The organism is Curtobacterium sp. MCLR17_055 (assembly GCF_003234305.1).
Lineage (GTDB): Bacteria > Actinomycetota > Actinomycetes > Actinomycetales > Microbacteriaceae > Curtobacterium > Curtobacterium flaccumfaciens.
Genome location: NZ_QKSX01000001.1, coordinates 291,326 through 313,521, shown reverse-complemented (window position 1 = coordinate 313,521; position 22,196 = coordinate 291,326). Strand labels below are relative to the sequence as shown.

The window sequence follows — 22,196 nt, the reverse complement described above, 5'->3', positions numbered from 1 at the left end:
TCCTGTCCGGGTGTTCCGGTCACCCTGCCGCGGTCACCGTACTCGGGTACCGCGGACGGTTGCTGAGACTGTAACGCCTGCCGGGTTTCGTCCGTGTGACCGTGACGGAAACGGACAGCGGCGGGATCAGGCGCGGACACGGCGGACCGGGCGGACGGTGTCGCCCGCTGTGCGACTCATCAGGATGCCCTCCACGCAGGCGACCACGAGCAGGGCGGCGATGACCCAGAACGCCGCCGCGTACGGCCCGTCGCCGCCCAGCCCGGAGGCCGCGCGGATGACCACGGCGGCGACGGCGACACCGAAGCCCGCGGCGGTCTGCTGCAGCGTCGACGACAGCGTGTTCGCGGGGGTCATGTCGGCCTGCTCGACGTCGGCGAAGGCGATGGTGTTGTACGCCGTGAAGCCCACGGAGCGGGCGGCACCGCTGACGGCGAGCAGGACGGCGAGCAGCCAGAACGGGGTGTCCTCGGTCATGAACGCCATCGCGACCACGGTCAGCGCGGCAACGGCCGACGACACGATGATCACCGGGCGGTAGCCGAACCAGCGGAGGAACGGGGTCGTCATCGGCTTGATGCCGAGGTTGCCGACGAACACCCACAGCACGGCGGACCCGGCGAGCACGGCGCTCCAACCCCAGGCGTCCTGGAACAGCAGCGGGAGCACGAACGGCACCGCGGACACCGCCAGGCGGAACAGGCCGCCGCCGGCGTGCGACACCCGGAAGGTCTCGAGCCGGAACGCGTCGAGCCCCATGATCGGGTGGGGAGCCCGGCGGAAGTGCCGGATCGCGAGCCAGCAGCACACCGCGCCGAGGATGCCGGAGACGACGACCGCGGTGACCGGCACGACGTCGAGCGCGAGCAAGGACGCCATGACCACGAGCGAGCCGAGCCCGACGCAGGCGAGCAGCGACCCGAACCAGTCGAACGGCACCCGCTGTGCCGCACGCTCCTGCGGCACGAGCACCAGGGCGGCGACGAAGGCGATGACGCCGAGCGGGATGTTGATGAGGAAGATCCAGTGCCACGACAGCGTCTCGACGAGCACGCCGCCGATGAACGGCGCGATGATCGGTGCGGCGAGGGCCGGCCAGGTCAGGATGGCGATGGCGGTGACGAGTTGTTCGCGCCCCGCGCTCCGGAGCACGACGAGCCGGCCGACGGGCACCATGAGCGCCCCACCCAGGCCCTGCAGGATGCGCCACAGCGTCAGCTCGACCAGCCCGGTGGACAGCGCGCACAGGGCCGACGCGATCGTGAACAGCGCGATGGCCCCGGCGAAGACGGTCCGGGAACCGATCCGGTCGGTGAGCCAGCCGGACACCGGGATGAACACCGCGAGGGTCACGAGGTACGCGGTGATCGTGACGCCCACCGCGGCGGAGTCGACCCCGAGGTCACGCCCCATGGCCGGGGCGGCGGTCGCCAGGATCGTGCCGTCCAGGAGTTCCATGAAGAAGGTCCCGGCCACCAGCACGGCGACCGCCGTGCTGCGCGTCCGTCGTCTGGGTGTCGTCGCCGTCGTCGTCATCGCCCACCGAGACTATGCCCGCGGACGCCCGCGCCGTCACGGACGTCCGCGCCGTCACGGACGGGCCGCCCACCGGACGGGACACCGGACGGGACACCGGACGGGACACCGGGCGGGGCACCGACCACCCGCCGGACCCCGCACCCGCCACCCACAGGGCGCGACGCAGCGCACATGACGCGGGACGGGCCTCCAGGCGCAGTTCCGGGCGATCCTCATGCTCGGGCCGACTACCCTGGCCGGGTGCCGACCCGACCACCCGAACGCCGAGGAACTCGCGCGTGAGCCGCACCGACAGCGCCGGTGTGGTCGCCGCGGGCACGGCCAGCGGTCGACGACGTGTCCTGGACACCGTCGCCTCACTGCCGGCGTGGGCGGCGGTCCTGCTCGTCTGGACGGGCGGCCGGGTCCTGTCGACCCTGTGGCTCGCGCTCGCGTACCCGCTCATCGGTCGTGCGCTCCCGGGCAACGCGATCTGGGGCAACGAGCACGGGTTCGGCGCCTTCCTGGTGGCCTGGGACGGGCAGTACTACGAGCAGATCTCGCTGCACGGGTACCCCGACGCGCTGCCGCTCGACGCCGCCGGCAACGTCGCGCAGAACGCCTGGGCCTTCCTGCCGGCGTTCCCCTTCACGATCCGGGCGCTGACCGCCTCGACCGGGGTGCCGTTCGAACTCGGCGCCCCGCTCGTCGCGATCGTCGCCGGGCTGCTCGCCACCTACCTGCTGCACCGCCTGGTGCGGGACCGTGCCGGGCACGCCGCCGCGATGTGGGCGGTCTTCTTCTTCAGCTGCGGTCCGCTGTCGTTCCTGCTGCAGGTCGGGTACGCGGAGAGCATGTTCCTCGCGCTGTCGTTCGGGGCGCTGCTCGCCCTGGAGCGTCGGCGCTACGGGCTCCTGACGGCACTCGGCGTCGCCGCGGCCTTCACCCGCCCCGGTGCCCTGGCGATCCCGCTCGTGCTCGGCGTCGTCGCACTCGTGCGGTGGGTCCGTGCACGGCGCGAGACCGGCCGGGTGTTCGAGGGCTTCCCACTCCGCGAGCAGGTCCGGGTCGTCGCCGCGGGGCTGACCATGGTCCTCGCCGGGCTCGCCTGGCCGGTGATCGCCTCGCACGCCACCGGGACACCGAACGCCTACCTGGAGACCGAGATGTCCTGGTGGGTGAACTTCATCGGCCGGGTGGACTTCGTCCCGCTGACGCCGTGGTTCCTCATCGCGGGTCGCTGGCTCGGCGTGGGCGGGATCCTGATCGTGGTGTTCCTGCTCGTCACGTACCCGATCTGGCTGCTCCGCCGCTCGACGCTGCGGCTCGGGCCCACGACGGTGCTGTACTCGGCCGCGTACGCGCTCTACATCTTCGCGGTGTCGCTGCCGATGGCCTCGACCCCGCGGCTGCTCATGCCGCTCGCGCCGCTGTTCGGGTCGCCCGAGCTGGTCGCGAAGCCCTGGATGCGGTGGACCTTCGTGACGGCCGCGTTGGCCGGGCAGCCGGTCCTGGTCGCGGTGCTGTGGCTGCTCGGCCCTCCGTGAGCGGCTGACGCACAGCCCTCGCAGGCACGTGCCCCGACATGACGCGACGCCGCCGTCCGGACAGGACGACGGCGTCGCGCGTCGCGCGTCAGGCGCCTCGCCTCAGAGCTCGACCGTGCCGTGGTCGCCGGTGTCCGGCTGGCTCTGCTTACCGAGCGCCGCCTTGAACATCTGCACCAGGCTGCCGACCGGCCCGGTGTCCTGGGTCCAGTACTCGACCGAGACCCCCTCGACCGTCAGCAGCCGGATCGACGGGTCCTGACGGCCCTCGGGGAACCAGGCCTCGGCGAACGGGGACCACAGCTCGTCGACGACCGAGTCGTCCCGGGTCACGGTCGCGGTCCCGGCGATGGACAGGTACCCGCCCTGCGACTCGATCGAGACGTTGACGTGCGGGTTCCGCGCGATGTCCTCGACCTTCTCGCTGCCGTCCTGCACCAGGAACCGCAGGGTCCCGTGGAACGTCTTGTCCTGCACCGCGAGGGGCCTGGCGTGCAGGTTCCCGTCCTCGCTCACCGTGGTGAGCAGTGCCGTGTGGGCGCCGTGGACGATGTCCGAGATGGCGGCGCGCTGGTCCGTCTGTGTGTCGGTCATGGTGCTCCTTTGCGTCATGCGCCCCGCTTCCGCCGACGTGCGACCGTCGGTGCACGGGGCCGTACCGTTCCGACCAGTGTGCCCCTCCGGCGCTGGACGCGTCAGCCCGGCGCGTCGACGCGGTCCGGTTCGGTCGGCCTGGAGGCCCGGTGCACGCCCGCCACGCCGCCCCCGCCCGGCGCGCGCCGGCCTCCGAGCCGTGCATGCGTCTGCAGGAAGCGACACCACACGCGTCGATCGACAGGTGGAACGTCGTTGCATGCACACGCACCGGATGCGTGTGCATCGAGCGACCGGACACGAGTCGATCGACGCGCGGATCGTCGGAACATGCGCACGCACGGAACCGGCGGGCGGCACCGTGGGCGGGCCAGCCGAGGTCAGGCGGGTTCGCGGATCGTGGTCTCGACGTCGACGACCTGCGGGATCTTCGGCATCGAGGCGAAGCCGAACGCCACGGGCGGGTCGAGCGGCGCCAGGTCCCCGAGGGGCTCCCCCGCCCAGGTCCCGCGCACGCCGGTGACGTCGTGCGCCCCGGTCACGCCGTAGTACTCGCGCCGGCCGTTGCCCGCCGAGCCCGCGGTCCCGGACCCGGGCGCGAGCAGCCGTGCCACGGGGTCGATCGCGGCGAGCCAGCGCGGGTCGCGGGCGATCGGCTTCGGGACGATGCGCAGGATCCGGCCGAGCGGCGAGATGCCGCCGACGTCGATCGAGGCCTGCAGTGCCCCGGCGGACAGCTCGAGGCCGCCGGCGGTGCGGCGGGCGCGGACGTCGACGACCGAGACGGTGTCGAAGCGGTAGGTGCCGGAGACGTACGCGGCGACGATCTCGTCGGGTGCGAGCAGCACGCTGGTGCCGTCGGGGAGTTCGAGGAACACGTCCGTGAACGGGCCGAACGGCGAGCGGTCCCACATCCCGACGACGATCCGGACGCCCGAGGTGGTGCCGACGCCCATGATCCGGCCGCGGAACCGGCGTTCGACGACAGAGTCGGGGGCGTGACCAGCAGCGGGACCGGAGGCGTGGTCGGGGCGTGACGACATGCCCTGGACCGTACCCGCGGCCCCCGTGAGCCGATCTCGGCGGCCGCCCCGGGCCTCCCGGCCGTCACCCGCGCGCCGCACGGACCGGAACCTGAACGCAAAACACCGGTGTCCACGCTCCGAACACCCGCGAAGGGGGGTGTGGAGCGCGAACACCGGCGTTTTGCGGACCGAACCGGACCGGACCCCGGACGGGCCCGCGACCGTCAGGCGACGGGGACGGGCTGCGCCAGCAGCTCGCGCACGCGGGGTGCGACCTCGGTGCCGTAGAGCTCGATCGAGCGCATCATGTCGGCGTGCGGCAGGCGACCCGTGGCGTACCGCATGTCGAAGCGCGAGGCGCCGAGGATCCGCATGTTGCGCGCGACCTTCCGGGCGACGGTCTCCGGCGAGCCGACGTAGAGCGAGCCGCCGGCCGACAGGCTCGCGCGGTACCCGGCGACGTCGAGGGGCGGCCAGCCGCGCTCCCGGCCGAGCTGGTCGGTGACGGCCTTGTGGTACGGCCAGTAGCGCTCGGCGGCCTCTTCGTCGGTGGCGGCCACGAAGCCCGGCGAGTGCATCGCGATGGGCTGCTGCGGCAGGTCGAGCTGCGCGAGGGCCTGGCGGTACAGGCGCGAGAACGGGGCGAACTGGGCGGGCTGCCCGCCGATGATGGCGAGGAACAGCGGCAGGCCGTAGGACGCGGCACGGATGACCGACTGCGGGGAGCCACCGACACCGATCCACGTCGGGATCGCGCCGTGCTCGAGCTTCGGGAAGACGTCCTGGTCGACCAGGCCCGCACGCTTCGTGCCGGACCAGGTCACGGCGTCGCCGCCGCGCAGGGCTGCCCAGAGCTGGAGCTTCTCCTCGAACAGGACCTCGTAGTCGCTCAACTCGTAGCCGAACAGGGGGAACGACTCGGTGAAGGAGCCACGCCCCAGGATGACCTCGGCGCGGCCGCTCGACAGGGCGTCGACGGTGGCGAAGCGCTCGTACACGCGGACGGGGTCGTCGGAGGACAACACGGTGACCGCGGAGCCCATCCGGATGCGCTCGGTGCTGGCGGCGATCGCGGCGAGGACGACCTCGGGGGCGCTCACGACGAAGTCGGCCCGGTGGTGCTCCCCGACGCCGATGAAGTCGACGCCGACCTGGTCGGCGAGGACGGCCTGGTCGACGACGTCGCGGATGCTCTGCGCGTCGGACTGCAGGCTGCCGTCGGCGCGCTCGGTGACGTCACCGAAGGTGTCGAGGCCGAGCTGCAGCGGTCCGATCCGGTCGGGTGCGGGCGGCGGGACGTCCGAGGGACGGTCGGTGCCGAATGCGTTGCTCATGGTGTCCTCCTGGTCGCACTTCCATGCGTTTGCATCAACATAGCACGGCCCGGGCGCGCGCGCACCGGGGCCTGGGCCGCGCCCGGACCGGGGTCGGCCAGCCCGGACGAGTACGGTCACCCGCATGCCGAACCTCCCCGACCAGACCGGACGCCGCATCGTCGTCACCGGGTCCAACAGCGGCACCGGACAGGAGGCCGCCCTGCGCCTCGCCGGAGCCGGCGCCAGTGTCGTGCTCGCCGTCCGCAGCACCGAGAAGGGCGAGACCGCCGCCGCCGGCATCCGCGCCGCCCACCCCGCAGCCGACGTGGAGGTCCGCGAACTCGACCTCGCCGACCTGGCGAGCGTCCGCCGCTTCGCCAGCGGCATCGTCGACGAGGAACGTCCGATCGACGTCCTGGTCAACAACGCCGGTGTGATGGCCCCGCCGGAGCGCTTCGAGACCGTCGACGGCTTCGAGCTGCAGTTCGGCACGAACTTCCTCGGCCCGTTCGCCCTGACGAACCTGCTGCTCCCGTCGCTGCTGCGCGCGCGCACGCCCCTCGCCGACGGCCCCCTGGCCGAGGCACCCCGGGTCGTCACGATGTCGAGCCTCGCCGCGATCCCCGGACGGATCCGCTTCGCCGACCTGCAGTGGGAGCGCGGCTACAACGGCTGGCGCGCCTACGCGCAGTCGAAGCTCGCCGACCTGCTGCTCGCGCTGCACCTGCACCGCCTGACCGTCGAGGCCGACGTGCCACTGGTCAGCACCGCCGCCCACCCCGGCTACACCCGGACGAACCTGCAGGCCGCGGGACGCTCGCTCGGTCGGTCGAAGCCGGTGCGGTCGAGCAACCGCGCCCTGCCGTTCACCCAGGCCGTCGAGCAGGGCACCGAGCCGCTGCTGTACGCGGCGGTCGGGCCGAACGCCGTGGGCGGCGCGTACTACGGCCCCTCGGGTCCGTTCGGCATGACCGGTCCGACCACCACCGTGTCGATCCCCGGGTCCGCGCGGAGCGCCGACCTCGCCCGCTCGCTCTGGGCCGTCGCCGAGGACCTCACCGGGACGCGCCCGCCGCTCTAGCCAGACGCCTCGCACGGTGCGAGGGGCGCCGCGGCCCGTGCGGAGTTCCGGACGTGGTGCGAGGGGGCGCGGGTCGCACCGAGAACGCAACCTCGCACCGCTCGGACGCCCTGCGCGCTGGGACGCGGGCGCGGGCGCGGCCGGGAGGCCCGGGTCGGGTCCGGCACGCCGCCAGCGTCAGGCGCGGTGCAGCTCCACCGACCCGTCCAGCTTCCCGGGTTCGGTCAGGCGGGCGTGCTGCAGGACGGTGCGGCCCGGCGCGATCGCCGCGGCGACGATCGACAGGGTGGTCATGTGCCCCTCGGCCTCGTGCACGTCGCGGAGGATCGCGTCGGGGTGGTCGCTCGGCAGCGCCGCGGACTCCGCCAGCACGCCGAACCACCCGCCCCAGCCGTCACCGGCGTCGCCACCGGAGTCCACGGTGCGGAGTTCGTCGAACGGGCCGAGCACCGGCGGGCCGGCCGGGGCGTCGACCGCGCGGAAGGCCTCGAGCCACCGACCGATGCGCGGCGCCGCGGGGTCGTCGGCCGCACCGTGCGTGACCATGTGGACGCCGGGGCCGAGGTCGGTGGTGCGGACCTGTTCGCCGTCCCAGGTCAGCACCGAGGTGCCCTCGGCCGTGGCGCGCACCAGGTTGAAGGCCCGCGTGGTCGGCAGCGTGCCGTCGTGTCCGGGCAGCAGGTCGTCGGCGACGGCGTCCACCGGCACCACCCCGCGGGTCGTCCACGTGCCGTCGACGCTCGTCACGGGTTCGGCGCGGTTGAGCACCACGGCCAGGCCGGCTCGGTCGGACGCGGCGAGCCACGCACCACCGGCGGAGCGGTCACGGACACCACGGAGGTCCGGGTCGCGGTCCGGCCACCAGGCAGCGGGCGGGTCCCACGGGCGCTCGGGCGACTCGTCCCGCAGGGCGAGCACGGTGACGGGCCACGCGGACCCGGGGTCGACGCGGACGACGACGGTGCACATGCCGTCGATCCTCGCACGTGGCCCCGGTAGCGTGAGCCAGGTGAACGCAGCAGCAGAGCGCGCCCTGACCGTCATCGTGGGGATCACCGGGGGCATCGCCGCCTACAAGGCCGTCGGGGTCGTCCGCGACCTCGTCAAGCGCGGCCACGACGTGCACGTCGTCCCGACCGAGGGCGCCCTGCGCTTCGTCGGACTGCCGACGCTCGAGGCCCTCAGCCGCAACCCCGTCACCACGAGCGTGTGGGACGACGTCGCCGAGGTGCGCCACGTCGCGCTCGGTCGCCGGGCGGACCTGGTCGTCATCGCCCCGGCCACCGCGGACTCGTTGGCGCGGATGGCGCACGGCCTGGCGAGCGACCTGCTCGGCACGACGCTGCTCGCGACCGAGGCACCCGTCGTCGTCGCCCCGGCGATGCACCCGCAGATGTGGGAGCACCCCGCGACCCGTGCGAACGTCGCCACGCTGCGTGACCGCGGCGTCCACCTGGTCGGCCCGGTCGTCGGCGCGCTCACCGGCGACGACGCGGGCATCGGTCGGATGGCGGAGCCCGAGGACATCGTCGCCGCAGCGCTCGCCGTGCTCGACCAGCACCCCGCCCCGGCCGGCCGCCGCAGTGCGGACACCGGCACCGCGTTCAGCACCGGGGCCCGTGGCGAACAGGGCGACCTGGCCGGCGTCCGTGTCGTCGTCAGCGCGGGCGGCACCCGCGAGCCCTTCGACCCGGTGCGGTTCGTCGGCAACCGCTCGAGCGGCCGTCAGGGCATCGCGATCGCCGCCGACGCCGTCCGTCGTGGCGCGTCCGTGACCCTCGTCGCCGCGAACGTCGAGGGTTCGCTGACCGCCGGGCTGGACGCGACCGTGGTGTCCGTCGGGTCCGCGCTCGAACTCGCCGAGGCCGTGCACGCCGCCGCCACCGAAGCGGACGTCGTCGTGATGACCGCCGCCGTCGCCGACTACCGTCCGGCCGAGGTGCTCACCGAGAAGCTCAAGAAGGACGCGCAGGGCGAGCGCATGACGCTCGAGCTGGTACGGAACCCGGACGTGCTCGCCGACCTCGTGGCGGCACGGCGGACCGGGCAGATCATCGTCGGGTTCGCTGCCGAGACCGAGCCCGACCGCGACGCACGGATCGAGCTCGGGCGTGCCAAGATCAGCCGGAAGCCGGCGGACCTGCTCGTCGTGAACCACGTCGGCTGGTCGGCCGGGTTCGAGCGCGAGGAGAACGCGATCGAGGTCCTGGTGCCCGGTGGCGAGGTGGTCCGCGAGACCTCCGGCACGAAGGCCGAGGTGGCGACGGCGGTCCTCGACCTCGTCGCGACCGCCCTGACGTGAATGCACACTGACGTGAATGCGCACTGACGTGAGCAGCGTCTCCGGCTGCTTCCGAGGACGAGCGGGCACGATGGGGCGCATGCGACGACGTGAGCGGATCAAACGTGCCAACCGCACGGCCACCATCCTGGCGGTGGCCCTCGGCGCGGCGGGCACCATGCACTTCCTGCGCCCGACCCACTTCGACCGGATCGTGCCGGAGGCCCTGCCCCCGCGGCTGACCACGCTGGCCTCCGGGGTGGCCGAGCTGGGCATCGCCGCCGGGCTCGCGTTCCCCGCCACCCGCCGTGCCTCGGGCTGGGCGGCGGCGGCGCTGTTCGCGGCGGTGTTCCCGGCGAACGTCAAGATGGCGAACGACCTGCTCGACCATCCCCGCTCGAGCCGGGCGATGCGGCTGATCGGGGTCCTGCGGCTCCCCCTGCAGCTGCCGCTGGTCCTCTGGAGCATGCGCGTCGGTCGGCACGCACCGAAGCCGTGACCCAGCCGTCGTGGACCCGCGCGGCGGTGCCGCTCCTGCACCGCCCGGTCACCCAGCACGCCTGGGAGGACATCGTGTTCGCGCACTGGCGGCACGACCCGGCGTCGTTGCAGCGGCTCGTCCCCCGCGGGACCCGTCCGGACGTGGCCGACGGCAGCGCCTGGGTGGGGCTGTCGGCGTACGTGTTCCGGGAGACCCGGGTGCCGCCGTTCCCCTCTGCCGGGCGACTCGGCACCATGACCGAGGTCACGATCGAGGTCCTCACGGTGGACGACCAGGGTCGGCGCGGGGTGACCTACCGCACGGTCGACACCGCGAACGTGCCCGCCATCGTGGCCGCGCACGCACTGCTCGGCGTGCCGTACACGTTCGCGCACGCACGTTCCCGTCGCCGCGGTGACGCGGTGGCGCACCGGTCCGTCCGGCACCCGACCCGCGCGCTGCACCCGGTGCGGTGGGCGCGGTCGCTCCGGCAGGAACGCCCGACCGGTGCGGTGCGGCCGAAGCACGCGGCCTCGGTGCGGGTGACCGCCGGCGAGGTCGTCGACACCCCGCTGGCCGCCGAGCTCACCACCCGCGCCGGCATCCACGCGCGGTACCTGGCGCAGACCCTGTTCTGGCAGCGACAGCACCCGGTGCTCACCACCCGTTCGGCCACGCTCGACCGGCTCGAGGGCGACCTGCCCGACGCCGTCGGCATGCCCGGACTGTTCGACCGGGCGCCGGACTCCCTGCTCGTGGTCGACGGCACGACCGTCCGGTACGGCTGGGGCGGGGTCGTCCGGTGACGGACGCACAGCCGCACGCACAGGCCGACGACCCGTTCGACCTCGACCGCTTCGTCCGGGCCCAGCAGGGTGTGTACGACGTCGCACTCGACGAACTCCGCCGGGGCCGGAAGTCGTCGCACTGGATGTGGTTCGTGTTCCCGCAGCTGGCCGGTCTGGGGCGGAGCGCCACAGCCGTGCGCTACGCGATCACCGGCGTGGACGAAGCCCGCGCCTACCTGACGCACCCGGTGCTCGGGCCCCGCCTGCTCACGGCGACCGACGTCGCACACGACGCCCCCGCCCGCTCCGCCGACGCCCTGCTCGGGGGCATCGACTCGGTGAAGCTCCGGTCGTCGATGACGCTGTTCGCCCGAGTCGCGACCGACCCACAGCCGTTCGCCGCCGTGCTGGACCGCTGGGACGCCGGCGCCGAGGACCCGGCCACGCTCCGCTTGCTCGGAGAGCGCTCGGAACGCGATTGACGCACGCGACGCACGACCCACGACGCCCGACGCGCGTGACCGGCATCTGAACGTCGACACTGACACGCGCTGAGCCGACCGCAACGCCGTTGTCATATCAGGTACGGTGATGCGAGCACGTGCGATGTCGACCGTGCCCGTTCGCCCGGCGCCCCGACGCCGCCGCCCCCGAAGGAGAACGCATGCCGGTCCCCCGCAGCGCCCCGACCGAGCACCAGCTGCTCCGTGACACCGTCCGTCACAAGATCCACGACGCGATCATGGACGGCACCCTGCTGCCGGGCGAACGACTGAACGACGACGAGCTCATCTCGTGGCTCGGCGTCTCCCGGACACCCATCCGCGAGGCCCTCAGCCAGCTGTCCCGCGCCGGCCTGATCGAGATGGCCCCGAACCGGTACACCCGCGTCACCACGCCAGACCCCGCCGAGGTCATCGAAGCGATGCAGACCCTCGGCGTGCTGTTCGGTGGCGTGGTCCGGCTCGCGGTCCCGCGCCTCGGTTCGGCGAGCCGGAAGAAGATCCTGGCCCAGCTCGACAAGACGATCACCGAGCTCGAGGCCCACGAGGTCGCCGCCGTCAACCACGACGCCCTCGACGTCTTCGCCCTGTACGTCGCCGAGTGCGGCAACGAGAACCTGCAGCGCGTCTGCCGCGACACGATGGACGGCCTGGCGTTCCGGCTGCGACTGCCGAACCTCGACGAACTGGTCGACTGGGACCGGATGACCGAGGACTTCCGGCGACTCCGGGCGGCGACCGAATCCGGCGACAACGTCACGGCCGAGCTCGCGACCGAGGCGATCCACCAGCTGCCGGGCGAGAAGCACTGAGTCCACCTGTACCCGCGTACAGGAACCGCCCGTCTCGCCCACGCGAGGCGGGCGGCCGACGTTCCACGGGCCTCCCGGTCGGCGGCCCGGCCACGCGCGTGACGCTCCCAGTCCCGGGGCCGCGCGGACCGATAGCATCGCTGGCGACCACCTGAACCAGGCACCCGGAGCAGCACATGAACCCCCGCCCGACGGACCGTACCGAGGTCGCCGCACGCCTGGCCGCCGCGGTCGGTCGGATCAACCGACGGGCCCGCACCGACTCGGCCTCGCTCGGGTACGGCATCGTGTCGGCACTCGCGTCGATCCAGCGGCACGGACCCCTGCGCCCCGGCGACCTGTCGCGGATCGAGGTGGTCACGAAGCCCACGATGACCCGCATCCTGACCGAGCTCGAGCAGCGCGGCTTCATCCAGCGCGAGGCCGACCCACGCGACGGCCGGGCGTTCATGGTGACGGCCACGCCGGAGGGCATCGAGGCGGTCGAGCAGGCCCGTGCGAACCGCACCGGGATCGTCGCCGAACTCATCGCCGAGCTCGACGAGTCGGACGTCCAGGCGATCGCCGGCGCCCTGGCCGCGCTCGAGCGTGTCGCCCAGGGCGAGCACGCCCAGGAACCTCACACCTTCTAGGCCCCGCACGGCCGTTACCGAACCGTTACCAAGCGGTGGACGGACCGTTCTGCCAGCGTTCCTGGACGCGCTGCCCAGTCTGACCGGTCATGGTGTCGGCTCCGCCTGACCGCGGCCACCCCACGGCTGCTCCCGGCGGACGGACGGGCCCCACACCACCGTCCGGTCCTCACCGGCTCGAGGACTCCTCGTCGTCGCCGACGGTGTCACCGACACCGCCAGCCTCCGGCGTGCCCGCACGATCTCGGTCGCGCGAGCGGGAGTCCCTCCCCCACCGAGCCGCCGACCTGCGGAACCGATGCGACACACCCCTGAGCTCCCCACCACGACGGCCTCGACCCGACGTGAAGCCCTGAACACCCCCACCCGCCGGATGCGTCGGGCCCTGCGGCACCGCGCGACGCTGATCGCCGGCGGCGCAGCGGTCCTGGCCGTCGCCGGTGGCGCCCTGACCGTCGGCACGCAGCCCGCCATCGGCGAGGCCCTCGGCATGCCGACCGGCACCCCGAGCGCCTCGGCGACCGCGGAGCCCGCCCTGCGCGGCACCGCGCTCGACCGTGCCCAGGCCGCCGCCACGATCACCACGGCGAAGACCGTCATGCAGACCGCGAACCACAAGGTCGACACCTCGGCGCTCGAACAGCGCGTCGACGCGCTGAGCGACTACCCGGACCTGTCCGGCGCTGCGCTGACGAACCGCATCTCGACGACGGTCGCGTCGACCACCGACGTCGCGCAGGCGAGCGCCACGCAGGACAAGCGGGACGTCGACGCGAAGGCCGCGGCCGCAGCGAAGGCCGCTGCCGAGCGCAAGGCTGCCGCCGAGGCAGCGGAGGCCGCCCGGAAGCTCGCCGCCGGCAACACCGTCGCCGGTGCCAAGGCCACGGCGAGCTCGCTCGCGTCGTCGGAGTACGGCTGGGGTGCCGACCAGTTCCAGTGCCTGGACAACCTGTGGACCAAGGAGTCCGGCTGGAACTACCAGGCCGTCAACGCGAACGGCGGCGCGACCGGCATCCCGCAGGCGCTCCCCGGCTCGAAGATGGCCACGATCGCCGCGGACTGGCGCACCAACGCCACCACCCAGATCACCTGGGGCCTGCAGTACATCAGCTCGGCGTACGGCACCCCGTGCGCGGCGTGGGGGCACTCGCAGGCGAACAACTTCTACTGATCGGCGCGGGTCGCGACGGCGACCGGCAGACGGACGGGAGGCCCGTGGCGGATCCGCCACGGGCCTCCCGTCCGTTGCGTGGTCGCGGTCAGCCCACCCGCGCGACGCGCACGTCGACGCGGGTGGGCAACGGACCCGCCCGTCGCGCCGCTCGTCGCGCCTGCTCCTCAGAGTGACCGGCGGAGGACGACGGACGCCTCGGGGGTGTTCACCTGGAACGCGAAGGTCTCCTCGACGTACATCGTGACGTCGACGCCGTCGTGGCCCAGGTAGCCGAGGGCAAGGTCCTCGCCGACGGTGAACACGAAGTCCCCGCCGCGCTGACTGATCAGCAGCGACTCGTCGATGCCGGGCGCTCGCTCGACCCGACCGCCGGTGATGCCCTCGAGCTGCTCACGCAGGGGCGTGCCGGCGTCGTCGGTCTCGACGATGTCCGCCCAGTCACGGGGGCTGCACGCCAGGGCGTACGGCCCGGCGACCCCGACGTCGCGGAGTGCGGCGACCGCAGCGGTGACCGCGGCCCGGAACGACGCCGGCGAGCCGTCGTGCGACTGTGCGGGCTGGGTCGACGCGTGGCCGGCCCCGGTGATGCCGCCCTCCGGCCACCCGCGCAGCGTCGCCCGGTTCTCGTGGGCCGCGAGCCGCAGCACGGCCGCGTCGAGGTCGCCCAGGTCGACGTCGGTGGCGCCGCGGGAGGAGTCCACGAGCTCTTCGAGCGCGACGGTGAAGGTCGCACGGACCTCGCAGAGCGGCAGGACCCTGCGGCGCCGTGCGGTGATGCCGTCGGCGACCCCGCCGGTCACCGCGTCGGTGCGGCCGAGGTCGACCGAGGACCACTGCCAGCCGCGCGGGCCGTCGAAGTCGACGATGCGCCGTGCGGCGAGCGCCGGGACCAGCCGGTCACGGGCCTCGGCGTCGAGCACCGCCCAGGTGTCGTCGCCGAACGGTGCGAGTTCGCGGAGGAGGTGGTTCATGGCGTGTGCCCTTCCGTGCTGCGGAGTGAACCGATGCCGAGACCGGGACCGGTGGCGTCGGGAGCCGTCACCACGGACGGCGACGGCGGTGCCGCGAGCGCGGCGAGGTCCACCAGACGATCGCGTGCGGGGGCGAAGAACGTCGCTCCGGTGACCGCGCGCGAGAAGTCGAGCAGCCGGTCGTACGTCCCGGGAGGATCGCCGACGAACATCCGTTCCAGCATCCGTTCGAGCACCCAGAGCTCACCGCTGTAGCCGATGAAGTAGGTGCCGTACTCCCCGCTGCCGGGTCGACCGAAGGGCATGTTGTCGCGGAGGACGTCGTGCTCGACCCCGTCGTCGTCGACGATGGTCGCGAGCGACTTGTGCGAGGGCCGGACCTCGGTGGCACTGTCCCGCTCCACGTTGTCCGACTTCGACCGGCCGATGATGCGTTCCTGCGCGTCCGTCCCGAGGGCGTTCCACGCCGCCAGGTCGTGCAGGTACTTCTGGACGACGACGTAGCTGCCACCGGCCCAGTCCGGGTCGTCCGCACCGACGAGTGCGGAGGCTGCCAGGTCCTGCGCGACCGGGTTCGCCGTGCCGTCCACGAAGCCGAGCAGGTCGCGGGTGTCGAAGTACCGGAAGCCGCTGACCTCGTCGACCACGGTGACGTGGTCCCCGAGCGCGGCCAGCAGGAGGCGTTCGAACTCGAAGCAGACGTCGGTGCGTTCGCCCCGGATGTGGAAGAGCAGGTCTCCCCCGGTGGACGGCGCCGAGTGGACCGGCCCGGTCAGTGCGGGGAACGGGTGCAGCGCGTCCGGGCGGGCGTGCGGCGAGAACCGGTCCCACGCCACCACCCCGATCCCGACGACGCAGGACAGGTGTGCGTCGAGGTCGCGGAAGCCGACCGTCTTCAGCAGGCCGTCGAGGTCGCTGAGGACGTCGCGGACGGCATCGAGGTCGTCGTCGTCCGGCCCGACGTCGAGGGTCAGGAACACCGCCGAACGGGAGAGCGGTGCGTCGACGCTCTGCGCGTCGATGGGGACGCGGCTGCCCGGTGCGCCGGTCATCAGCGTGCGCCGTGGACGGAGGCCATGGTGTCCGCCTTTCCTCCGCAGCCGTCCTGACGGTGCGGTTCGGTGCCGTGGGGTGTCTCCCGTCGAGCATCGCCACCCGGTGCCCCGTCACGCCTGAGTCGGATGACCCGCTCCGCAAGGGGGGATGCCCGGGCGACCACGGGGTGATGTGGTGACCGCGTCGTCGTCGCTAGCGTCCGGAGCGGCCGCCACGGGCCTCCCGGGCGGCGGACGACCGACGATCCAGGAGCGACGATGACGATCAGCATCTCGGACGCACGACCGGCGCACGACGACGGCACGGGGCGGGCGCTGCGCTCGCCGTCCGGCGGCACCGATCCCTTCGTGGTCGTCACCGGACCGGACGCGTCCGCCCGGGCACGGGCACTCGCGGACGTCGCCGACGCCGCCCGGGCGGACGGCCACACGGTCGTCCGGTGGCGTGCGGTGGGCGGTGACCCCGTCATGGAGGCCGCGTCGCTGGCCCCGTGGCTCGCCCTCGTCCGGGCGCACGACGCCGGGGCACCGGGGCCCACCCGCAGCGTCGTGCTCGTCGAGGACTTCGACGCGCTCGACGAGGACGCCAGGACCGTGCTGCACGACCTGCTCGCCGCACTGGCGCAGGACCTCGGGACGGTCGTGGTGGTCGCCGTGCGCGAGGGCCGGGCCCTGACCGGATCGGGCACCCGGCTGCCGTCGGCCGACGTCTCCGTCACCGTCACGGCCGCCTTCACCGGGGACTTCGGTCTCGTCGACACCGAGGCCGAACGGGCCGTCCGCCGGGGCACCCGACCCGATCCGTCGCTGGTGGCGGCGGTCGAGTTCGCCCGGGCGGTCCGGTCCGGTGACGTGCACGCCGGCAGGCGGACCGTCCTGGCCGCGCTCGGGGAGTCCGACCGGGCTGGCGCCGACGACGTCCTGGTCGCGACGCTGCACGTGCTCTGCTACCTCGGCGGGCACGACTCCTGGTGGGACGAGGCGCTGGCGCTGACTGCGGACCGCGACCTCGACCCGGTGCTGCGGCTCGTCGAGGACTGTGTGGACGGATCCGGCCGGACCGAGCACGAGCGTGCCGCGCTGTACCGCGAGGTGCAGGCATCAGTTGCCGACGCGCGGCCCTGGAAGGCCGTGGCACTGCACATCGCGTGGACGCTGCTCGACTCGACGGATCCGCGCCGGGACCACGTGGAGGCCGTGCTCGGACGAGCGGGCGACGCCGGGCTCCTCGGCTACTTCAGCTCGTGCCGTGCCGCCGTGACGCACTACCAGGCGGGGCGGCTCGACGCGGCGCGGGCGGCGTTCGACCACGTGCACCGAGCGGCCGAGCGCTGGCAGGCCGGGACGCTCGTCGCGCTGACCGAGGCGCTGCAGGCCCTGGTCCTGTCGGTGCAGGGCGAGCAGGAGCAGGCGGCACGGAAGGCCGACCGCGCAGCACGGTGGGCGGCGCAGCACGGCACGCCGCTGGTCGCCCGGGCTGCGGAGCACGCCCGCTCCGCGCTCGACGTCGCGACGGGACGGTTCGAGGAGGCCTACAGCCGCTCGGCGACGCGACCGGGCAGGGCGGGGCGGTGGCTCGAGAGCAGCTACGGACCGATCGAGCTGCTCGACGCGGTGGAGTCGGCTGCGCGGCTCCGCCTGGCCGACCACGGTGCCGCACTGGTGGCCCGGGCAGAACGGGCGTTCACCGACCAGCCGACCCCGCGCCGCTCCCTGGTGCTGCTCGCCTGCCGAGCGGTCGTCGACGAGACGCACGGAGCCCGCGCCCTCTTCGAGGACGCGCTGGCCAGCGTCGACGGCGACGTCTCGCCGTTCGAGGTGGCCCGCGTCCGCCTGGCCTACGGCGAGTGGTTGCGTCGTGGGATGCACGCCCTGGAGGCCCGGGGCCAGTTCCGGATGGCGGCGCGCGCCTTCGAGGTGCTCGGTGCCGGTGACTGGCAGGCCCGCGCGGAACGCGAGCTGCGCGCAGCCGGTGCCGCCCGTCCGGTGCTGACGGCGCTGGAGGCGGTCGACCTGAGCGAACAGGAACGCCGTGTGGCGTCCCTCGCCGCGGCCGGGCTGACCAACAAGCAGATCGCCGGGCAGCTGTACCTCTCGCCGCGCACCGTGAGCGGGCACCTGTACCGGCTGTTCCCGAAGCTCGGCGTGACGACGCGCGCCGGACTCCGGGATGCACTCCTGCGACTGAAAGGCGATGCGACGGGCGACGTCCGGACGTGACCCTGTCAGGGACACCCTCGCCGGCCGCTCGCCCCGCGGGCCCCGGATGCCCCGGCCACCACCCGCGACACCCCGGGCGGACGACCCGGGAGCGTCACCGGAACCCGTCGCCGGGGTAACGGCAGGGCCCGTCGCGAGCCCGCGGTCCGTTCGTAGACTCCAGCCACCGACGAGGACTGGTGGCCGCCGTGTTGACGGACGAGGAGTTGCTCCCCCGCGGAGACGAGGTCTCCGTGCCGGTGTCCGCCGTGCCCCGGAGCGGGCTGCCGATCCGCGGCCGGAGCGTCGAGCAGGGCGTCGTCGCCAATGCCCTCGCCGGTCTGGCACGGGGTGCTGGTGACGTGCTCGTCGTCCGCGGCGCAGCGGGGGTCGGCAAGTCGCGTCTGCTCGAGGACGTCGTCGACCAGGCGACCGCGGCCGGCCTCCGCGTGGCCGTCGGTCGCACGGACCGCGACGCACGCCTGATCCCGCTCGCACCGATCATGGACGCGCTGGGCGCCGGGCCCCGGCCGATCTCCGACCGCGTCCGGCTCAGCGCGGTGACGCTGGACCCGGAGGCGCGGTACTGGCTCCTCCAGCAGCTCCAGGACGACCTGGAGCGGGCCGCGGCGTCGAGCGGCGTCGTGGTCGTGGTCGACGACCTGCAGTGGTGCGACACGACGACCCTGGCGGTGCTCCGATCGCTGTCGCGCCGGCTCGCCGACGTCCCCGTGCTCTGGGTCGTCGCGGTCCGGACCGAGCACCAGGACCCGCCGGTGACGGCGACCGTCGACGAGCTCGCCGCGACGGGACGGCTCCTCGACCTCGACCCGCTGGACGAACAGGCCACGGCCGCGATGATCGCCGACCTGGTCGGCGCGACGCCCGACAGCTCGGTCCTGCATGTTGCCCAACGGACGGAGCACATCCCGATCCTCGTCGCCGAACTCGTGCGCGGACTCGTCGACGAGGGCCTGCTGGCGATCGTGGACGGTGTCGCCACGATGCCGGGCGCCGCGCTGCCGGCGAGGTTCGGTGCGTCGATCCGCGAGGGCCTCCGACGCCTGTCGAAGCCCACGCAGCAGCTCGTGCAGGTCGGAGCGACCCTGGGACGCTCGTTCTCGGTGCGGTCGTTGTCGGCGATGCTCGACCAGCCGGTGCAGCGGCTGCTCCCCGGGCTGCAGGAAGCGATCGAGGCGGGGGTGCTCGTCGACGACGGCACGGACCTGTCGTTCCGCCACGACGTCCTCCGCGAGGCGGCGGAGTCGATGATCCCCGCGGCCGTCCGCGACGACCTGCTCCGGCAAGCGGTGGACGAACTCCTGCGGCAGGGTGTCCCACCGGTCTCGATCGTCGCGCGCATCGCCACCGTGGCGCAGCGCGGGGACGTCCGCGCCGCCGAGGTCCTGCGCACGGTGGCGATCGACCTCGCGAGCACGGATCCCACCGAGGCCGGCGCGCTCGCCCTCCGCGCCGCCGACCTCGCGCACGGCACCCCGGCGTTGCCCGGCGTCGTCGTCGACGTCCTGCCGCTGCTCTGGCACAGCGGTCGGACGGCCGAAGCCCGTGCGCTGCTCGACGACCTGCAGGGCCGCCTCGCCCCGGAGGACGACGCACGCCTGCACCTCACCCTGGCGCGGCTGCAGACCGAGGGCTCGACGCCGGATGCGCTTCGGACGGTCGAGTCCGCGCTGGCCCTGCCCGGCGTGAGCGCCGGTGTGCGGTCCCGTCTGCTCGCCGTCCGCGCGCTGAACCTCGCCCAGGCCGGACGGCACGCGGACCTCGCGACCGCGCTGCGGGAGGCCCGGGCGACGGTCGACGGCGACGCGGACCCGGTCGCCGTCGCCACCTTCGAGGCCAGCGCGTCCGTGCTCGCCTTCAACGAGGGCCGGTTCGCGGACGCGACGCAGGCGATCACGTCGGCGATGAGCCGGATCGCTGCCACCGGGGGCTCGTCGAGCACCTGGTTGCCCGAGGGACTCTGGGTGGCGTTCCTCGCGGGTGCGCTCGGCGACACCGACCGAGCCGGACGCATCGCCGAGGCGAACGCCATCGAGACCCGTCGCAACCACCTGGCCCGCCCGACTGCCGCCTGGATGATGCTGCGCACGCGGGTGCTCTTCGACCAAGGCCTCCTGGAGGACGTCAAGACGTCGGCCGAGTCGGTCCTCGACCTGGCCGAGGACCTGGAGCTCGGTCAGTTCGCTGCGCTCACGGCCGGGACGGTCCTCTTCCGCACGGCGCTGCTGCAGGGCGACCGCTCAGCGGCCGACCGGACGCGGCACTTCGCCGAGGCCCTGCACGCCGATCCGGCCTTCGCACGCTCCGGCTCGTGGCTGCTGGCGCTCGAAGCGGACGCATACGGCGATGTCCGGGCCGCCGTCGACCGCAGCGAGGTGGCGTGGCGGAGCCTGGAGGAACCGATCGCGTCGATGTCGAGCCCGGCCGACTTCGCCGACGACGTCCACCTGGCGCGCATCGCGATCCGTGGGGGCCGACGGGACCGACTCGAGCGGATCGAACGGGTGGCGCGACTCCGGGCCACGGCGAACCCGGACAACGACCTGTGCGGGGGGACCTGGCTGCACGTCCACGGACTCGTCCACGACTCCGTGGAGCACCTCGGCGCGGCGGTGGAGCGGCTGCGCCGGGTCGACCGCCGGCTCGTGCTGGCCGCGGCGCTCGAAGACCTCGGGAGCGCCCTGCGGCGGCGCTCCGTGCCCGCGGCCGTCGAGGTGTGGCGGGAGGCGACGGAGCTGTTCGACAGTGCGGGTGCCCTGCGCGAGGCCGAACGGTCGCGGCGGCACCTGCGGGGCGTCGGCGTGACCGTCCGGGCGGCCACCGCCGACCCCGCTGCGTCGGGCGCCTCGGGACTCCCGGGGCTCACCGCTCGCGAGGCCCAGGTCGTCGAACGGGTCGCCGCCGGCCTGACGACGCAGCAGATCGCGTCCGACCTGTTCATCTCGACCCACACGGTGACGAGCCACGTCCGGCACGTCTACACGAAGTGGGGCGTGGCGTCCCGCCGGGAGCTCGCGGCGCGGTTCCGGCAGCACCGCTCCGGCTGACCGCCGCTCGGGTCACACCGGTCCCCCGTCGAACCCGGCACCGAGCGCACGAACCGCCAGGTGCGGCGCGGTGGAGAAGCCGAGCTCGATCCGCCCGGAGAACCCCGCGAACCCGGCGAGCGCTCCGGCGCGGGTGCGGGTGGCGTCGAGGAACCCGAGGTGCAGGTCGGCACGGACCCCGCCCGGGCCCGGCGTCCGGAAGCCGACGAGACGCCCCGTCACCGCGCGGTGCACCGTCGTCCCGGTCGTGCCGTCCTCGGTCCGGACCTCGTCGAAGACGCCGTCGACCGAGACGGCCACCGCGAAGTCGCGCGGCGGCAGGACGGCGGCGATCCGGGCTTCCAGGTCGGCAACGGAGGCGACCGACGCGACCGTCACCACCAGGTCGGGCGAGAACGTCGAGACGACCGCGAACGCGACCGGGTCGGCCGTGTCCGCGACCGCTGCGGCGCCGTCCGGCAGCATCCGGAAGCACCGGCGGTCGAACACGACCAGGCCGTCGGCGGTGCCGGTGCCGGCCCCGGCGAGCGCACCGAGCCCGAGGGTGCCGTGCCGACCGAGGTCCGCCACGGCGACCGGGACGTGGACTGCCGGTCGTCGGTGCCGAGGATCGTCGACGACCTGCTGCGCCCACGTGGCGAGGGTCGTCAAGGACGTGGTCCTGTCATCCGTCGTCTCCCGCACCACGCACTCCTCGTCCGGCCTCGGTTCGACCGTAGGAAGTCCGCCCGCGCGGGACCAGCGCCGTTTGACTCAAGCGCTCCGGTGGGTGCGCGGCGCACGGTTGGACCATGACTGCACGCGCGACCATGGTCTCCCCGTCCGTCCCCCCGTCCGGCACGGGGTGCGTGGAGTGCGACGCGACGGGCTCGTGGTGGGTGCACCTGCGTCGGTGCGCCGCCTGCGGGCACGTCGGCTGCTGCGACGACTCCCTGAACCGGCACGCCACCGCGCACTTCGCGGTCACCGGGCACGAGGTCATGCAGTCGTTCGAGCCCGGCGAGGGGTGGTTCTGGGACTTCGTCATGCAGGACTTCGTGGACGGACCCCGCCTCGCCGACCCGCAGGCGCACCCGACGACCCAGTCGGTCCCGGGCCCGGCCGACCGGCTCCCCCGCGACTGGTCGGAGCAGCTGGCCGAGCGACGCTGA

The 22,196-nt window shown here is 73.7% G+C and carries 20 protein-coding genes; 12 read left to right on the top strand and 8 right to left on the bottom strand.

Annotated elements, in window-relative coordinates:
* Positions 1-126 precede the first annotated feature (126 nt).
* Positions 127-1,536, bottom strand: a complete 1,410-nt coding sequence (locus DEJ09_RS01420) for an MFS transporter (protein WP_111087409.1) — start codon at positions 1,534-1,536, stop codon at positions 127-129.
* A gap of 281 nt (positions 1,537-1,817) precedes the next feature.
* Here DEJ09_RS01420 and DEJ09_RS01415 point away from each other — a divergent pair, with 281 nt between their 5' ends.
* A complete protein-coding gene (locus DEJ09_RS01415; protein ID WP_111038148.1) occupies positions 1,818-3,065 on the top strand; it encodes a hypothetical protein in 1,248 nt (415 codons plus the stop codon).
* A gap of 102 nt (positions 3,066-3,167) precedes the next feature.
* Here DEJ09_RS01415 and DEJ09_RS01410 read toward each other — a convergent pair whose 3' ends face one another.
* The 3 genes from DEJ09_RS01410 to DEJ09_RS01400 all read right to left on the bottom strand — a co-directional run bounded on the left by DEJ09_RS01410 (position 3,168) and on the right by DEJ09_RS01400 (position 6,018).
* Positions 3,168-3,659 carry a pyridoxamine 5'-phosphate oxidase family protein gene (locus DEJ09_RS01410; RefSeq protein WP_181433221.1) on the bottom strand — a complete coding sequence of 164 codons (492 nt, stop codon included), beginning with the start codon at positions 3,657-3,659 and terminating at the stop codon, positions 3,168-3,170.
* Between the two features lie 380 nt (positions 3,660-4,039).
* The gene (locus tag DEJ09_RS01405; protein WP_111087407.1) at positions 4,040-4,702 is read right to left on the bottom strand and encodes a hypothetical protein; all 663 of its coding nucleotides are present in this window, start codon (positions 4,700-4,702) and stop codon (positions 4,040-4,042) included.
* A 206-nt stretch (positions 4,703-4,908) separates the two neighbouring features.
* Entirely contained in the window at positions 4,909-6,018 is a 1,110-nt protein-coding gene (locus DEJ09_RS01400; protein WP_258373751.1) for an LLM class flavin-dependent oxidoreductase, read from the bottom strand.
* A 124-nt stretch (positions 6,019-6,142) separates the two neighbouring features.
* On the opposite strand from DEJ09_RS01400, the gene DEJ09_RS01395 reads away from it, so the two are divergent.
* Positions 6,143-7,081 carry an SDR family oxidoreductase gene (locus DEJ09_RS01395; RefSeq protein ID WP_027466280.1) on the top strand — a complete coding sequence of 313 codons (939 nt, stop codon included), beginning with the start codon at positions 6,143-6,145 and terminating at the stop codon, positions 7,079-7,081.
* A gap of 177 nt (positions 7,082-7,258) precedes the next feature.
* Here DEJ09_RS01395 and DEJ09_RS01390 read toward each other — a convergent pair whose 3' ends face one another.
* Positions 7,259-8,050 (bottom strand): NRDE family protein, encoded by a 792-nt coding sequence (locus DEJ09_RS01390; RefSeq protein ID WP_181433220.1) that lies wholly within the window; start codon positions 8,048-8,050, stop codon positions 7,259-7,261.
* A gap of 64 nt (positions 8,051-8,114) precedes the next feature.
* Here DEJ09_RS01390 and DEJ09_RS01385 point away from each other — a divergent pair, with 64 nt between their 5' ends.
* The 7 genes from DEJ09_RS01385 to DEJ09_RS01355 all read left to right on the top strand — a co-directional run bounded on the left by DEJ09_RS01385 (position 8,115) and on the right by DEJ09_RS01355 (position 13,749).
* Positions 8,115-9,383, top strand: a complete 1,269-nt coding sequence (locus tag DEJ09_RS01385; RefSeq protein ID WP_111087462.1) for a phosphopantothenate--cysteine ligase family flavoprotein — start codon at positions 8,115-8,117, stop codon at positions 9,381-9,383.
* Positions 9,384-9,462: 79 nt separating this feature from the next.
* Positions 9,463-9,861: a hypothetical protein gene (locus DEJ09_RS01380; RefSeq protein ID WP_181433219.1), complete on the top strand. Its 399-nt coding sequence runs from the start codon at positions 9,463-9,465 to the stop codon at positions 9,859-9,861.
* A complete protein-coding gene (locus DEJ09_RS01375; RefSeq protein ID WP_181433218.1) occupies positions 9,858-10,649 on the top strand; it encodes a YqjF family protein in 792 nt (263 codons plus the stop codon). Before DEJ09_RS01380 ends, DEJ09_RS01375 begins: the two co-directional genes overlap by 4 nt.
* The gene (locus tag DEJ09_RS01370; RefSeq protein WP_111087404.1) at positions 10,646-11,113 is read left to right on the top strand and encodes a DUF1810 domain-containing protein; all 468 of its coding nucleotides are present in this window, start codon (positions 10,646-10,648) and stop codon (positions 11,111-11,113) included. The genes DEJ09_RS01375 and DEJ09_RS01370 overlap by 4 nt, the downstream gene beginning before the upstream one ends.
* Before the next feature lie 182 nt (positions 11,114-11,295).
* Positions 11,296-11,946: a GntR family transcriptional regulator gene (locus DEJ09_RS01365; protein ID WP_111038155.1), complete on the top strand. Its 651-nt coding sequence runs from the start codon at positions 11,296-11,298 to the stop codon at positions 11,944-11,946.
* Positions 11,947-12,122: 176 nt separating this feature from the next.
* Complete coding sequence (locus tag DEJ09_RS01360; RefSeq protein WP_027466277.1) at positions 12,123-12,578, top strand: MarR family winged helix-turn-helix transcriptional regulator; 456 nt, start codon at positions 12,123-12,125, stop codon at positions 12,576-12,578.
* A 298-nt stretch (positions 12,579-12,876) separates the two neighbouring features.
* Positions 12,877-13,749, top strand: a complete 873-nt coding sequence (locus DEJ09_RS01355) for a phospholipase (RefSeq protein WP_111087403.1) — start codon at positions 12,877-12,879, stop codon at positions 13,747-13,749.
* A 167-nt stretch (positions 13,750-13,916) separates the two neighbouring features.
* Here the strand turns inward: DEJ09_RS01355 and DEJ09_RS01350 are convergent, their stop codons facing one another.
* Both DEJ09_RS01350 and DEJ09_RS01345 read right to left on the bottom strand, forming a co-directional pair.
* Positions 13,917-14,723, bottom strand: a complete 807-nt coding sequence (locus DEJ09_RS01350; protein WP_111087402.1) for a family 1 encapsulin nanocompartment shell protein — start codon at positions 14,721-14,723, stop codon at positions 13,917-13,919.
* Positions 14,720-15,775, bottom strand: coding sequence for a Dyp-type peroxidase (locus DEJ09_RS01345; RefSeq protein WP_111087401.1), 1,056 nt, complete (start codon positions 15,773-15,775; stop codon positions 14,720-14,722). Before DEJ09_RS01345 ends, DEJ09_RS01350 begins: the two co-directional genes overlap by 4 nt.
* 261 nt (positions 15,776-16,036) lie before the next feature.
* Here DEJ09_RS01345 and DEJ09_RS01340 point away from each other — a divergent pair, with 261 nt between their 5' ends.
* Both DEJ09_RS01340 and DEJ09_RS01335 read left to right on the top strand, forming a co-directional pair.
* Positions 16,037-17,998, top strand: coding sequence for a helix-turn-helix transcriptional regulator (locus DEJ09_RS01340; RefSeq protein WP_111087400.1), 1,962 nt, complete (start codon positions 16,037-16,039; stop codon positions 17,996-17,998).
* Between the two features lie 179 nt (positions 17,999-18,177).
* Positions 18,178-21,045, top strand: a complete 2,868-nt coding sequence (locus DEJ09_RS01335) for an AAA family ATPase (RefSeq protein ID WP_111087399.1) — start codon at positions 18,178-18,180, stop codon at positions 21,043-21,045.
* A gap of 12 nt (positions 21,046-21,057) precedes the next feature.
* Here the strand turns inward: DEJ09_RS01335 and DEJ09_RS01330 are convergent, their stop codons facing one another.
* Complete coding sequence (locus DEJ09_RS01330; RefSeq protein ID WP_181433217.1) at positions 21,058-21,696, bottom strand: acetolactate decarboxylase; 639 nt, start codon at positions 21,694-21,696, stop codon at positions 21,058-21,060.
* A 140-nt stretch (positions 21,697-21,836) separates the two neighbouring features.
* On the opposite strand from DEJ09_RS01330, the gene DEJ09_RS01325 reads away from it, so the two are divergent.
* Positions 21,837-22,196 carry a UBP-type zinc finger domain-containing protein gene (locus DEJ09_RS01325; RefSeq protein ID WP_111087397.1) on the top strand — a complete coding sequence of 120 codons (360 nt, stop codon included), beginning with the start codon at positions 21,837-21,839 and terminating at the stop codon, positions 22,194-22,196.

Bases quoted from the DNA above. Each gene is read 5' to 3' on its own strand.
- DEJ09_RS01350 (WP_111087402.1), bottom strand. From the start codon at position 14,723: ATGAACCACCTCCTCCGCGAACTCGCACCGTTCGGCGACGACACCTGG.
- DEJ09_RS01355 (WP_111087403.1), top strand. From the start codon at position 12,877: ATGCGACACACCCCTGAGCTCCCCACCACGACGGCCTCGACCCGACGT.
- DEJ09_RS01410 (WP_181433221.1), bottom strand. From the start codon at position 3,659: ATGACCGACACACAGACGGACCAGCGCGCCGCCATCTCGGACATCGTC.
- DEJ09_RS01365 (WP_111038155.1), top strand. From the start codon at position 11,296: ATGCCGGTCCCCCGCAGCGCCCCGACCGAGCACCAGCTGCTCCGTGAC.
- DEJ09_RS01325 (WP_111087397.1), top strand. From the start codon at position 21,837: ATGACTGCACGCGCGACCATGGTCTCCCCGTCCGTCCCCCCGTCCGGC.
- DEJ09_RS01405 (WP_111087407.1), bottom strand. From the start codon at position 4,702: ATGTCGTCACGCCCCGACCACGCCTCCGGTCCCGCTGCTGGTCACGCC.
- DEJ09_RS01390 (WP_181433220.1), bottom strand. From the start codon at position 8,050: ATGTGCACCGTCGTCGTCCGCGTCGACCCCGGGTCCGCGTGGCCCGTC.
- DEJ09_RS01395 (WP_027466280.1), top strand. From the start codon at position 6,143: ATGCCGAACCTCCCCGACCAGACCGGACGCCGCATCGTCGTCACCGGG.
- DEJ09_RS01420 (WP_111087409.1), bottom strand. From the start codon at position 1,536: ATGACGACGACGGCGACGACACCCAGACGACGGACGCGCAGCACGGCG.
- DEJ09_RS01380 (WP_181433219.1), top strand. From the start codon at position 9,463: ATGCGACGACGTGAGCGGATCAAACGTGCCAACCGCACGGCCACCATC.
- DEJ09_RS01400 (WP_258373751.1), bottom strand. From the start codon at position 6,018: ATGAGCAACGCATTCGGCACCGACCGTCCCTCGGACGTCCCGCCGCCC.
- DEJ09_RS01340 (WP_111087400.1), top strand. From the start codon at position 16,037: ATGACGATCAGCATCTCGGACGCACGACCGGCGCACGACGACGGCACG.
- DEJ09_RS01360 (WP_027466277.1), top strand. From the start codon at position 12,123: ATGAACCCCCGCCCGACGGACCGTACCGAGGTCGCCGCACGCCTGGCC.
- DEJ09_RS01345 (WP_111087401.1), bottom strand. From the start codon at position 15,775: ATGACCGGCGCACCGGGCAGCCGCGTCCCCATCGACGCGCAGAGCGTC.